General features: G+C 68.3%; 11 protein-coding genes and 1 pseudogene. 3 read left to right on the plus strand and 9 right to left on the minus strand.

Annotation, left to right across the window (positions count from 1 at the left end; all coding sequences use genetic code 11):
- Window positions 1–79: 79 nt before the first annotated feature.
- The 7 genes from AC5Y7D_RS08550 to AC5Y7D_RS08580 form a co-directional block, all read right to left on the minus strand.
- On the minus strand, window positions 80–1,321 hold the full coding sequence (locus tag AC5Y7D_RS08550; RefSeq protein ID WP_499923062.1) for an SLC13 family permease: 1,242 nt from the start codon (window positions 1,319–1,321) through the stop codon (window positions 80–82).
- Window positions 1,322–1,324: 3 nt separating this feature from the next.
- Window positions 1,325–2,245, minus strand: coding sequence for an MBL fold metallo-hydrolase (locus tag AC5Y7D_RS08555; protein ID WP_499923065.1), 921 nt, complete (start codon window positions 2,243–2,245; stop codon window positions 1,325–1,327).
- Window positions 2,245–3,003 carry a LamB/YcsF family protein gene (locus AC5Y7D_RS08560; protein ID WP_499923068.1) on the minus strand — a complete coding sequence of 253 codons (759 nt, stop codon included), beginning with the start codon at window positions 3,001–3,003 and terminating at the stop codon, window positions 2,245–2,247. Before AC5Y7D_RS08560 ends, AC5Y7D_RS08555 begins: the two co-directional genes overlap by 1 nt.
- A 27-nt stretch (window positions 3,004–3,030) precedes the next feature.
- Window positions 3,031–3,699, minus strand: a complete 669-nt coding sequence (locus AC5Y7D_RS08565) for a sensor domain-containing protein (protein ID WP_499923220.1) — start codon at window positions 3,697–3,699, stop codon at window positions 3,031–3,033.
- Between the two features lie 99 nt (window positions 3,700–3,798).
- Window positions 3,799–4,647: a metal ABC transporter permease gene (locus AC5Y7D_RS08570; RefSeq protein ID WP_499923072.1), complete on the minus strand. Its 849-nt coding sequence runs from the start codon at window positions 4,645–4,647 to the stop codon at window positions 3,799–3,801.
- Complete coding sequence (locus AC5Y7D_RS08575; RefSeq protein ID WP_499923074.1) at window positions 4,647–5,411, minus strand: metal ABC transporter ATP-binding protein; 765 nt, start codon at window positions 5,409–5,411, stop codon at window positions 4,647–4,649. Before AC5Y7D_RS08575 ends, AC5Y7D_RS08570 begins: the two co-directional genes overlap by 1 nt.
- A gap of 12 nt (window positions 5,412–5,423) precedes the next feature.
- Entirely contained in the window at window positions 5,424–6,305 is an 882-nt protein-coding gene (locus AC5Y7D_RS08580) for a metal ABC transporter solute-binding protein, Zn/Mn family (protein WP_499923223.1), read from the minus strand.
- 104 nt (window positions 6,306–6,409) lie between these two features.
- On the opposite strand from AC5Y7D_RS08580, the gene AC5Y7D_RS08585 reads away from it, so the two are divergent.
- Entirely contained in the window at window positions 6,410–7,489 is a 1,080-nt protein-coding gene (locus tag AC5Y7D_RS08585; RefSeq protein ID WP_499923075.1) for an Rv3575c family transcriptional regulator, read from the plus strand.
- A 72-nt stretch (window positions 7,490–7,561) separates the two neighbouring features.
- On the opposite strand, the gene kstR is transcribed toward AC5Y7D_RS08585, so the two are convergent.
- Window positions 7,562–8,161, minus strand: coding sequence for a cholesterol catabolism transcriptional regulator KstR (gene kstR, locus AC5Y7D_RS08590; RefSeq protein WP_463828576.1), 600 nt, complete (start codon window positions 8,159–8,161; stop codon window positions 7,562–7,564).
- 244 nt (window positions 8,162–8,405) lie between these two features.
- Here kstR and AC5Y7D_RS08595 point away from each other — a divergent pair, with 244 nt between their 5' ends.
- Both AC5Y7D_RS08595 and AC5Y7D_RS08600 read left to right on the plus strand, forming a co-directional pair.
- Entirely contained in the window at window positions 8,406–10,517 is a 2,112-nt protein-coding gene (locus AC5Y7D_RS08595; protein ID WP_499923076.1) for an acyl-CoA dehydrogenase family protein, read from the plus strand.
- Between the two features lie 80 nt (window positions 10,518–10,597).
- Window positions 10,598–11,476: pseudogene (locus AC5Y7D_RS08600) on the plus strand (hypothetical protein); the annotation flags it as partial.
- 42 nt (window positions 11,477–11,518) lie between these two features.
- On the opposite strand, the gene AC5Y7D_RS08605 reads toward AC5Y7D_RS08600, so the two are convergent.
- Window positions 11,519–12,049 carry a hypothetical protein gene (locus AC5Y7D_RS08605; protein ID WP_499923077.1) on the minus strand — a complete coding sequence of 177 codons (531 nt, stop codon included), beginning with the start codon at window positions 12,047–12,049 and terminating at the stop codon, window positions 11,519–11,521.
- Window positions 12,050–12,074 lie beyond the last annotated feature (25 nt).

Below are 12,074 nucleotides of genomic sequence, written 5' to 3' on the forward strand. Positions count from 1 at the left end.
CAAGGATGGGTATCGCGATGCGATCCAGCACGACCTGGGCGGGCAGGTGTGCGAAGGTGGCCGAATCTGTTATCGCCGGTCAGGCGCCCAGCACCCGTACGCTCGCCCACAGCGCGACTACGGCCACCACCAGTGCGGCCGGCACCGTGCACAGACCGAGTCGGGTGTACTCGCCGACGCCGGCCTGCAGCCCGGATCGGCGCAGCACCCGCCGCCACAACAGGTTGGACAAGGATCCGACGTAGGTCAGGTTGGGTCCGATGTTGACCCCGATCAGCACGGCCAGCACCGCCGCCGGCCCGCTTCCTGCGACCAGCGGTACCAGCGCCAGCGTCGCGGGCAGGTTGTTGACGATATTGGCCAGCACGGCCGCCACCGCCGCGATGCCGAGCAAGGCGATCAGGCTTGACCCGCTCGGGACCAGGGCCGACATCTTGGCAGTCATCCCGTTGAGCATCACGGCTTGCACGACGACGCCCAATGCCAACACAAACACCAGGAACGGGATGTTCACCGATGCGGCGATCTCACCTACCGTGGTGCGCCGATGGCGCAGGCTGCGCACCGCCAGCACCGACGCGCCCGCCAGGGCAGCCCAGGCGGGGGCGATGTCCAACCATTCGGCGAGCGCGAAACCGGCGAGTGTCAGCGCGACCACCACCAGGACGAACATGGGCGGCCGCGGCGGGGGGCCGGCGTATTCCGGATCGGGCCGGGTGCGCAGGTCGCGGGCGAAGAACAGGCGAAAGGCCAGGTAAACGGTGGCTACCGCGCACAGCCACGGCAGCGTCATCAGTGCGGTGAACTTGGTGAAGGAGATGCCGGCACCGCGGTAGACGAGCAGGTTGGTCAGGTTGGAAACCGGCAGCAGCAGCGAAGCGGTGTTGGCAAGGTGAGCGGTGGCATAGGCGTACGGCGGCGCCGGGGTTCGCAGCCGGCGTGTGGTGGCCAGCACGACCGGCGTGAGCAGCACGACGGTGGCGTCGAGGCTGAGCACCGCGGTGATGGTGGCGGAGATGACGAACACCTGGCGCAGTAGCCCGTGTGAAGTGGAGCTCGCGCGGGCCATGGCGGCGCCGGCGGCCTCGAACAGGCCCTCGTCGTCGCACAGTTTGGCCAGCATCAGCACCGCGCCCAAGAAGGCGACGACGCGTGCCAGTCCGGATACCTGGATGCCCGCCTGATGTGGCGAAATGGCGCCGAAAGCGATCAGCACGGCTGCCGCGGGGACGGCGGCCACCGCTTCTGGCCAGCCGCGCGGACGCGCGACGGCGAACCCGAGCACGACCGCCAACAGGAGCAGCGAGAGGGCCAGGATCAACGTCTAGGCCCAGGGGTCTTCGCGCCGAAAGACCGTGGGCATCTGCAAGTCAATCCCGTCCCGCGCGGCCAGCTCGTCCAGCACGCGCATGGATACGTTCAAGTCGTCAGCGGCAAAGGGCAAGGCGCGCAGCGGCTTTGACAGCGGTCGGAAGAAGTCGTCCCAGTGGATGGGGATGGCCCGGCGCGCGCCTACCGCTCGCACGGTCTGCTCCCAGTATTCGGTGATGTAGGAACGCGGTTGCAGCCCAAGCTGTCCGACGCTGAGGTAGACGGCGTCGGCGCGCATGCCGTCGAGGGCGCCGGCGACGTAGCCGGCGCTGCCCTGAATGAGCAGCCGCCGGCCCGACGGCCGGTGGTGGATCAGTGCCGACCATGATTCGCCGCACCGGTAGGCGGACGCCCGCACCGGTGGTCTGACCGGATCGGCGATCTTGCCCGGGAACCGGTCGGGCGGGCAGTGGCGCGACTCGATCAGCGTAACCTCGAAGGCGCCCAGGGTCATTGGCGTACCGGATACGGCGACGACGATCCGCTGCGCCGGCAGTCCGTATCCGCGGCCCACATTGGCCGCCGATTCCCCGCCGACCAGTCGGGCGCCGGTGCGGTCGGCGACCAGCGCGGAGTCGAGTGCGTGGTCGATGTGGGTGTGCACGGGAATGACCGCGGCCAGCCGCGATACGTTGGCCCGGGCCAGACACCCGTCGACGCGGGCCGGTGCCGGCGCGACTTTGCGGGTCGCCACCGTGGCCAGCGCCGGCCGCGAAAAGTAGCCGTCGGTCATCAACGCCGAAGTCCCGTCGTCGACGAGTAACGTGGCGACCCCCAACCAGGTCACCGACAGTGGGGAATCCCTTTCGGCGGCGGCAACATTGAAGCGATCGGCGTACTGCGCCAGATCGGGGCGCCCCAGTCTCGGCCGCATCAGCAGAACGCCCCTATCTCGACTCCGGAGTCGCGGAGCTGTTGGTGCACGGCCGCTGCGATCTGCACCGCGCCGGGCGAATCGCCATGTACGCAAACCGATTCCGCGACAATGCGCAGTACGGTGCCGTCGGTCGCGGTGACCTCGCCGGACTTCACCATGTTCACCACCCGCTGCGCTATCACCACCGGGTCGTCCAGCACCGCTCCGGGTTCCCGGCGGGGCACCAGCCGGCCGTCGGGCTGGTAGGCGCGGTCGGCGAAAACCTCCGCAACCGTGCGCAAACCGCGGCGAAGGGCTTCTTCGAAGAACGCCGAACCCGCCATGCCCAGCACCGGCAGCGAGGCGTTCACCGTCGCTACCGCCTCGGCGACGGCGGCGGCCTGCTCACGATGCGAGACGATCGAGTTGTACAGCGCGCCATGCGGTTTGACGTAGGCAACAACCGAGCCGGCGGCATGGGCCAGCGCCTGCAGAGCGCCGATCTGAAACACCACGTCGGCAAGCAAGTCCTCGGCGGCGACGTCCATGAAGCGCCTGCCGAACCCGGCCAGGTCCCGGTAACTCACCTGCGCACCGATCCGGACGCCCCGCTCGGCGGCCGAACGACACACCCGCAGCAGCCCGGCCGGGTCACCGGCGTGAAAACCGCACGCCACGTTGGCACTGCTGACGATCTCCAGCATCGCGTCGTCGTCACCGAGTCGCCAGACACCAAATCCTTCACCCAGGTCGGCGTTCAGATCGATACGGGTCACCCGGCCAGCTTAGAAGGCCGGCCCCGGCTACAGCTTGGCGACCTTTGCCGCGATCTGGTTGGCGATTTCGGTAGCCGGCTGACCGTCTTGTTGGTACGCGCAGGTGACGATGTCGATGGCCAGATTGTTACGAACGGTCAGGGCGCGCTGACAGGCCCAGCCGTCCCCGCCCTCCTGCACCTGCGAACTCGTCAGCATCCCGTTGTCGTTCGTCACGTCGCCGACCGTCCAGATCGTGGGCGTCGAGTTGGGGCCGGCATCATTGAACCGACGGTTGGAGCATGACTTCCAGCTCTGCACCGACGTGTGGTAGAAGTTGCCGGCGTCCTGGGCGTTGGGGAAGGCCACCACCGCCTGAATCGCGTAATGCTTGCGCTTCTTGGAATCGTCGACGCTGTCGTCGAGGCGCTGCCCGCGCATCGAGGTCCACCCGGTGCCGGCGTAGACCTTGTCCTGCGCGGCGCCGTCGACGGCCAGGCAATTCTTGTCGTCGACGTTCTTGCTCCAATCCCACATCCCCTTGGCCTTGAACCAGATCTTCATCGACGTGGCACCCAGCGCGCGGTTGACCTGGCTGGCGTCCAGCATCAGATCATCGAGCGCGCCGACGGGTATCGGTGGCTGATTGGACAGCCCCGCCTTCTCGCCGGCGACGGCGTTTCCGTCCACGACGTCGGTGCAACCGGCCACCAACATGCACACACCGGCCAGCGTGGCGATTCCCCACCGCACCTGGTCCCCCTCCCATTCCCGCGGCCCCTGTTCGCGGGTGTTCTACCAGCTTAAATGCTGGGCTCAGCGGCGTCGCCCAAGTAGCCGGCAGAACAGGTAGATGAGGAACGAGATGGTGGCCACGAACACCGATACCGGCACCCCCGGGGCCAGCGACAATACGATCCCGCCTACCGCGGCGAACTCGGCGAACAGCACCGAGGTTGCGATCGCGAGCGCCGGTGCGCTGACCACTCGGGCGGCGGCCGCCGCCGGGGTGATCAGCAGTGACATCACCAGCAGCGCGCCGACGATCTGGACGGCCTGGGCGGCAACCACCCCGACCAGGGCGGCGAACACGATGCCCAGCATGCGGACCGGCACGCCGCGGGCTGCCGCGATCTCGGGGTCAACCGTGGCGAACAGCAGTGGCCGGTAGCAGACCGCCAGCACCACGACGACCAGGGCGCACACTGCCGCCAACATCGCCAGCCCCGAGTAGCCCACCCCGACGATCTGTCCGGTGAGCAGCGCGAAGCTGGTCCCGGTCCGGCCGGGATACAGGTGGATGAACAACACCGCCAGGCCCAGCCCGAAGGCCATCACCACGCCGATCACCGAATCGCGCTCCCGGGCCCGCTGGCCCAGCAGCCCGAACAGGGCGGCCGCCAGGGCACTGCCGACCAGCGCGCCGAGCCCCACACCGAACCCGGCCAGTAACGCGAATGCCGCTCCGGTCAAAGATAATTCGGCCGATCCGTGCACCGCGAACGACATCTGCCGCATCACGATGAACGGCCCGATCAGCCCGGACACCAGGCCCAGCAGGGCCGCCGCCACCAGCGCCTGCTGGACGAAGTCGTGCCTGAGCAGATGGGCGGTCAGGTCGAATGCGAAGAGCCGGTCCAGCGTCGCGGCAAGGCGCTCGTTCATCAGACCTGCCCGTTCGGAGCGCCGGCGATGAAGTATCGATCCTTCACCCTGACCACCTCGATGTCGGCCCCGTACAGCTCCGACAGTGCCTGCGCCGTCATCACCTGCTCGACGCTGCCGATCCGGAAGTGGCCGTTGACGAGGTACAGCACCCGGTCCACATACGGAAGGATCGGATTGACCTCATGGGTGACGACGATGACCGCGGTCTGAAAATCGCGGCGGCGCCGGTCGATCAGCTTTGCGACCAGCTCGGTGTTGGCCGGGTCCAGGGTCAGCAGCGGTTCGTCGCACAGCATCACCGCGGGGTCGCTGGCCAGCGCCTGCGCTACGCGCATCCGCTGCAGCTCGCCGCCGGACATCAACCCGACCCGGACGCCGGCCAAACCCGCACCGTTGACCTGCAGCACCGCCCTGTCCACGGCCTCGCGGCGGCGGGCGCGCCCGGCGGCGCGCAGGGGCAGCGCACCCCAACGGTGCCCGTCCACGCCGAGGGCGACCAGGTCCCGTCCGCGCAACATCACTTCCCGGTCGATCGGATGATGTTGCGGCACATAGCCGACCGGTCCTTCCACCTGCGCCAGTCCGCCGCTCAACGGCAGCTGCCCGAGCAACACCTTGAGCAGCGATGTCTTACCGGTGCCGTTGGGGCCGAGCACCGCGAGGAACTCGCCGGGGGCCACCGACAGGTCGAGGTGGTCCCAGAGCACCCGGTTACCGAAGGCCAACCGGGCGCCGGTCAGCGCAACCACGTGACGGCTCACGGACGCATCCGCCTAGCTGGTGGGGCCGGACCGCAGCGCGGCCGTCAACTGGCTGACGGTATTGCGCTGCCAGGTCAGGTAGTCGGAGCCGCTGGGCAGGGTCTCGGTCACCTCGGTCACCGGCACTCCAGCCTGCTGCGCGGCCGACTGCAGGTCTGCGGTCGCCGCGGTGGCGGCCTGCGGATTGATCAGCAGCACCGAGACCGCCCGGTGGTTGATCAGGTCCAACGCGGACGCCATGTCGGCCGGGGCCGGATCGGCGTCGTTCTCGTTGGCCACCGCGAGTCCGGCGGGTGTGCGGTTGGTCAGCCCGGCGGCGGTCAGCAGATAGTGCACCACGGGTTCGGTCGCGATGACGCCGGCGGCCGGGTGCGCGGTGGCGATGGCGCGCTCGGAGGCGGCGATGGCGTCGGCGCCGCGGCCGAACGTGGCCGCGTTGGCGTGGTAATCGGCGGCGTCTGCCGGGTCGATGATCGCCAGCCGTTCGGCGATGGCGATGGCCACCGCCTTGGCCACGGTGAGGTTGTAGAAGACGTGTTCGTCGGGTGTCTCGCCCACCGGCCCCAGAAACGAGTAGGCGTCGATGGCGTGCATGCCGGGGTGGCCGGCCAGCACCCGGTCGACCCATGGGTCGTATCCGCCGCCGTTGTAGATCACCAGATCGGCGTCGGCCAGGGCTGCCGCGTCGGCGGGAGTGGCCTGGTATGAGTGTGGATCGGCGTCGGCGCCGGTCAGGACCGACTTGACGGCGATGTGGCTACCCGCGACGGCGCGCGCCACGCTGCCCCAGACGTCGGTGGATGCCACCACCGCCACCGTGCCCGGGTGCTCCGGACCGCCGGTCGCGCAGCCCGTCAGCACGGCGGAGCCGACCAGGCAGGCCATCAGCCACATCCGCACGTCGCATCCTCTCGCCGGGCCAGGTGGCCGGCCCACCATATTAATGACAATCGTTTCCATTAGAAAGTCGGGGCGATGGCCCGGTAGCGTCACCGAACGTGAGTCCCATACCGCGCAGGCGGGCGACTCTGGCGTCGTTGGCAGCCGAGCTCAAGGTGTCACGCACCACGATCTCGAACGCCTTCAACCGGCCGGATCAGCTGTCGCCAGAACTCCGTGACCGGGTGTTCGCCACGGCCAAGCGCCTGGGCTATGCGGGACCCGACCCGGTGGCGCGCTCATTGCGCACCCGCAAGGCCGGCGCGGTCGGCCTGGTGATGACCGAGGCGCTGACCTATTCCTTCAGCGATCCGGCGGCCCGTGATTTCGTTGCGGGACTGGCGCAGTCGTGTGAGGAGCTGGGGCAGGGACTGCTGCTGGTGGCGGTGGGCCCCGGCCGCAGTATCGAGGACGGCACGTCGGCGGTGCTGGGGGCCGGGGTGGACGGGTTCGTGGTGTATTCGGTGTGCGACGACGATCCCTATCTGCAGGTTGTCTTGCAGCGACGGCTGCCGGTGGTGGTGGTCGACCAGCCCGTGGACCTGCCGGGGATCTCCCGGGTGGGCATCGACGACCGGGCCGCGATGCGTGAACTGGCCGAATACATCCTGGGCCTGGGCCATCGCGAGATCGGGCTGCTGACCATGCGGCTGGGCCGAGACCGGCGCCAGGGCCTGGTGGATGCCGAGCGGCTGAAGTCGCCGACCTTCGATGTGCAGCGCGAACGCATCATCGGCGTGTGGGAGGCGATGGCGGCCGCGGGTGTCGACCCCGGCTCGCTCACCGTGGTGGAAAGCTATGAGCACCTGCCGACCTCCGGCGGCGATGCCGCCAAGGCGGCTCTGGAGGCTAATCCGCGCATCACTGCGCTGATGTGCACCGCCGATATCCTCGCCCTGTCAGCCATGGATTACCTTCGCGCACATGGCATTTACGTGCCCGGCCAGTTGACGGTCACCGGGTTCGACGGCGTTGAGGACGCGCTGGGCCGCGGCCTGACCACGGTCGCGCAGCCCAGCCTGCAGAAGGGTCGTCGTGCGGGGGAGTTGGTGCTCAATCCGCCGCGATCCGGCCTGCCGGCGGTCGAGTTGCTGGCCACCGAGCTGATCCGGGGCCGTACCTCGGGGCCGCCCGCTTAACAGTTGGTCGCGACCCGCTGCGACCGGGAGGTGCCCCCAGCGACCGGCCTACGGCCGCTCTTGGGATCGCGACTAGCAGTTCTCGTGATCGCCGATCAGCAGGCGCACGGCCAGATCCAGTCGCTTGCTCACGTCGGTGGCCGAGGCGCGACGAGTAAGCCAGGCCAGCAGGTTGGACAGCCACACGTCCGAGATCACCCGTGCAATGTGGTACTGATCCTCGGTCGGCTCGCCGTCGCTCATGGCGCGTGCGAACATGCTGTCGATCAGCTTCTCGACCTGATCCACTTCGCTGGCCGCCGATGCGTCGGCGAACACGTATGCACGCGTCATCGCCTCGGTCAGCAGCGGGTTGCGCTGCATGGCGCGGTTGAGCTTGCCCACCATGAAGTTCAGCCGCTGAAACGGCGTGCCGCCGGCCACCGCGGACCGGTCGGTCTTGGCGTCGATGCGGCTGAATTCCCGGCCCAGCGCCGACACCAGGAGGTGCACCTTCGACGGGAAATACCGATAAAGCGTCCCCACCGCCACGTCGGCCCGATCGGCCACGGCCCGCATCTGCACCGCCTCGTATCCGCCCTTGGACGCGATGGCCATGGTGGCGTCCAGAATGCGCTTGCGACGCTCGCGTTGTGCTTCCGAGCCCAGCTCGGATTCAGCCAGTACCGCCACGTTCACCGCCTCGCGCTGTCGGCCGTCGGGCGACACTTGCCAGGCAGTGCTCCGTGCGGGCGATTCGGTCGCAAACGATACGCATTCTTCGCGTAAATCTCCCACCTCCCTGGTGCCGGGCCAACGTCGTGTACTGGCGAGATAACCGTCAACTTGACGGCTGATCGTTTCCACTATTAGAACACGTTCTAGTGTGGAGGAAAGATATCTTGGTGTGTGAATTCGCCGACGGGGAGGACTGCTGGTGGTAGCCACCGTCACCGATGAACAATTCGCGGCCCGCGAACTGGTACGCGATTGGGCCCGCGGCGCCGCGTCGGGCGAGATCGCGAGCGCGGCGGCGCGCGCCATCGAGCAGGGCGACCCCGATGCCTGGCGGCCGGTATTCAACGGCCTGGCCGACCTCGGGCTCTTCGGTGTCGCGGTCGCGGAGGACGACGGGGGCGCCGGCGGCAGCATCGGCGACCTGTGCGCCATGGTGGAGGAGGCCGCCAAGGCGCTGGTACCGGGACCGGTTGCCACGACCGCGCTCGCGACCCTCGTCGTGACCGATCCTGACCTGTTGGGCGCGCTGATGTCCGGTCAACGCTTCGGTGCGCTGGCACTCGAGGGTGACGTGGCCGTCGATGGGCAGACGGTTTCGGGCACGCTGCCGTGGGCGCTGGGCGCCGCGACCGGTGGCATCCTGCTGGCCCCGGCCGACGGGAAGTGGCTGCTGGTCGACCTGGACGCCGACGGGGTGACGCTGGAACCGTTGTCGGCCGCCGACTTCTCCCGGCCGCTGGCCCGGGTGGTGCTGACTTCGGTGGCGGCCATGGTGGTGGAGGCGCCCGGTCTGCACGATCTGGCGGCTACCGTGCTGGCCGCCGAATCGGCCGGCATCACCCGTTATGCCCTGGAAACCGCCGTCGCCTACGCCAAGGTCCGCGAGCAGTTCGGCAAGCCCATCGGCAGCTTCCAGGCCATCAAGCACATCTGCGCGGAGATGCTGTGCCGTGCCGAGCAGGCTGAGGTGGCGGCCGCCGACGCCGCTCGTGCCGCTTCGGAATCGGATGCTCAGCAATTCGCCATCGCGGCGGCAGCGGCGGCCGGCATCGGAATCGCCGCGGCCAAAGCCAACGTCAAGGACTGCATCCAGGTGCTCGGCGGGATCGGCTGCACCTGGGAGCACGATGCGCATCTCTACCTGCGTCGCGCCCACAGCATCAGCCGCTTTCTTGGCGGTCCCGAGTACTGGTTGCGCCGGGTGGCGGCGCTGACGCAAGGCGGTGTCCGCCGCAAGTTGTCCGTCGACCTCAGTGGAGTCGAGGGGCAGCGGGCGGCGATCGCCGCCGGGGTCGCCGAAGTGGCTGCGCTGCCGGCCGAAAAGCGCCAACTGGCCCTTGCTGAGACTGGCTTGCAGGCGCCGCACTGGCCGGCCCCCTACGGTCGCGGTGCGGGACCCGCCGAACAACTGCTGATCGACGAGGAGATGGCCGCGGCCGGCGTCGAGCGGCCCGACCTGGTGATCGGCTGGTGGGCGGCGCCGACGATCCTCGAGCACGGCACACCGGAGCAGATCGAGCGATTCGTGCCGGCCACCCTGCGCGGTGACTTTCTGTGGTGTCAGCTGTTTTCCGAGCCGGGTGCCGGTTCGGACCTGGCGTCGCTGCGCACCAAGGCGGTGCGCGCAGACGGTGGTTGGCTGCTCACCGGCCAGAAGGTCTGGACGTCGGCCGCCCAGAAGGCCGCTTGGGGGGTGTGCCTTGCGAGGACGGACCCCGACGCGCCGAAACACAAGGGCATCACGTACTTCCTGGTCGACATGAAGTCGCCCGGCATCGAGATTCGCCCACTCCGGGAGATCACCGGGCACTCGCTGTTCAACGAGGTCTTCCTGGACAACGTGTTCGTTCCCGACGAGATGGTCGTCGGGGCGGTCAACGACGGGTGGAAGCTGGCCCGCACCACGCTGGCCAACGAGCGGATCGCGATGGCCACCGGAACCGCCCTGGGCAACCCGATGGAAGGGCTGCTCAAGGTCCTGGCGGAGCTGGATCTCGACGCCGCCCAACAGGACCGGCTGGCCAGGCTGATCCTGTTGGCGCAGGCGGGTGCGCTGCTCGATCAGCGCATAGCCGTCCTGGCCTTGGGGGGGAAGGACCCCGGCGCGCAGTCGAGCGTGCGCAAACTGATCGGCGTGCGTTACCGGCAAGAGCTGGCCGAGTTCACCATGGACGTGTCCGAAGGCGGCGGCCTGGTGGACAACCGCGCGGTGTTCGACTTCCTCAACACTCGCTGCCTCACCATCGCGGGCGGCACCGAGCAGATCCTGCTCACGGTGGCGGCCGAGCGGCTGCTGGGGTTGCCGCGCTGAGGTCTTCAGCGGCTGCTCTTCGCCGAGCCGGTAAATCTGGCGGGCTTTACTCGGACTTTCGCTGCGGATATGCAGTCCGGATGGGGTTGTCGGACGCGAGGGCCATTATCGCAACCATGTCCGCAAACGTGTTCAGGGGCAGTGAGGCGATCGCGCGGGGAGAGGTCACGCGATACGAGCTGCGGCGCTGGTATCGATCGGTCTTCCCCGGCGTGTATACCGAAGCGGGACAACAGCTGTCGCTGCGCCAACGGGCCCAGGCGGCATGGTTGTGGTCAGGTCGGCGAGGAGTCGTAGCAGGTGTCGCGGCCTCGGCGTTGCACGGTGCGCAGTGGGTTGACGACAGTCACTCAATCGACGTGGTGTGTTCCCGTACTCGTTCGCCTGTCGGCATCGTTACGCGTGATCTGACGCTGGCGGATGACGAAGTCGCTCGTATAACGGGCCTGCCCGTGACCGGTCTAGTGCGAACCGCATACGACTTGGGTCGTCTGCTGCCGCGGAATCAGGCGGTAGCTCGGCTGGACGCATTGATGCGCGCGACGCGGTTCTCCCCTGGGCCTGTGTTCGCGTTGGCGGAGCGATATCCGGCAGCCCGCGGCGCCCGGAGGTTGAGGACCGTCATCGAACTCGTCGACGGTGGCGCCGCATCTCCGAAGGAGACCGAACTGCGCCTGCGGTTGGTCGATGCCGGGTTTCCAAGACCGGTGACCCAGATCCCGATCGTCGTCGACTACCACACCCTGGCGGTGCTGGACATGGGCTGGCCGGAGTTCGGTGTGGCGGCCGAATACGACGGTGACGAACATCGGACCTCCCGCCGGCGGTACGCCTGGGACCAGAAGCGGCTGCGCAAGCTCGCCGAACTCGGTTGGATCGTGGTGCGCGTCATCAGCGAGGACACGCCCGAGGATGTTGTTGAACGAGTCGGTCGAGCGCTCGTCGCACGGGGTTGGCGACGGGATGGCAAACGTGCGCTGGCGGGCTGGCCTGTGAAGGTCCTACGAGAAGTTCGTCTGCGCGCAGGTGCTGGGCGAGGTGAGGTTGACGCCCGGGTAGACCACCTGCATGTGGGTGCAGACGTAGACCATCACATTGGTCATCGGCTGGCCCGTCGCCCAGCTCGTCGAGTCGATGACACCGGTGGTCTGGTACTTGTCCGGCGGCCCTTCACCGAAATACACGGTGGTGATCACGTCGGTGCCACCCGACTTCATGACCCGCTCGAACTGGCTGGTGGCGTGCGCATCCAGGTATGCCACCCGGCTGTTGGACCGGATCTCGGTGGTTTGCCGTGCCCACAAACCCGGCGGGAAGCCGGCGGGGCCGTCGGGCGTGCGCAGGTTCGACCCGGCGACGAAGTCGCAGCTGCCGTTGCCATGGCAATCGACGAAGCTGTGGGTCTCGATCTGGGTCGCGTCGTCGACGGGAAACAGCGTGGTGGCGGTATTGCTGGCGGCGGCCGCCACCGGAGTGGGAGCCAACGTCACTATCAGCCCGGCCAGTGCCAGACCGGGTATCAGCCGCTTCATTCGGCTCCCCTTCCCACCCACGGTT

The organism is Mycobacterium sp. NGS49 (assembly GCF_059812565.1).